Source organism: Collinsella vaginalis (assembly GCF_900176655.1).
Taxonomy (GTDB): Bacteria; Actinomycetota; Coriobacteriia; order Coriobacteriales; family Coriobacteriaceae; genus Collinsella; species Collinsella vaginalis.
In genome coordinates this window covers 1-819 of the sequence record NZ_LT838850.1, presented here as the reverse complement: position 1 = coordinate 819, position 819 = coordinate 1, and the positions used below count along the sequence as shown (strand labels likewise).

At 73.7% G+C, this 819-nt stretch carries 2 protein-coding genes; both read right to left on the bottom strand.

The window, feature by feature from the left end; genetic code table 11:
• Positions 1–499, bottom strand: a 499-nt coding sequence (locus tag CAP13_RS08565; RefSeq protein ID WP_218775345.1) for a hypothetical protein, incomplete at its 3' end; no start/stop codon positions are given.
• On the bottom strand, positions 487–819 hold a 333-nt coding region (locus CAP13_RS10015), incomplete at its 5' end, for a hypothetical protein (protein ID WP_218775344.1). The genes CAP13_RS08565 and CAP13_RS10015, both read right to left, overlap by 13 nt.

Here is an 819-nt window from a genome sequence, read left to right as displayed (position 1 = left end):
GCCTGGCCCCGGCGGACGCGAGCGCGCCCTTCGCGGCCTCGTAGGCGTCGGCGAAGCGGTCGACCCGGTACGCGGGCACCTGGATGCCGGCGGCGCCCGCGCGGACGTCCATGAAGCCGTCGAGCGAGCACCTGGCGAGGATGTCGCGGAGCACCGCGTTGGCGTCGCCCCGGAGGACGACGTTCCCGCCCGACGCGGGCGGCATGACCACCTTGCGCGAGAGCACCCCGTGCCACGTGCGGCCCGAGTACGTGAGGGTGCCCGCGCCGGTGTCCGACACCAGGCAGTCGACCACGCCCCCGATCTCGGTGCCGTCCACGTAGACGAGCTCGCCGCCGGAGAGCACGCGGGGCCTCCCCGCCGCGTCGCGGTCGAAGGAGACGCTCAGGTCCTGCTCCCCGGACCCCCAGGCGGCGTCGAGCGCGTACTCGGTGACGCTGAAGAGATCACGGCCGGAGGCGTCGGCCACCCACAGGGGCGGCTGCTCTAGCGCGCGCATGTCGGCATCCCCCTCACCTCGTGGACGATCACCGAGAAGCCGAAGGAGTTGTCCCAGGTGACGTCCTGGTCGCCCGGCCGGACGCGCTCGAAGGCGTACTCCCCGGACCCCTCGCCCGAGCCGCGGCGCGCCGACGCGGTGACGTCGGTGGCGTTGCCGTCGACGTCGGTGACCGTCGCCGTGTACGTCGTGCCGTCGACGAGGAGGAACCCGCCGTCCGGCACGTCGGCGTCCACGGCGTACCTATTTCCGCCGATGATCACGTACGGGGCCGTCGCCGGCCCGAAGACCCGGATGCTCACGGCGGACGGGGCGAAGCC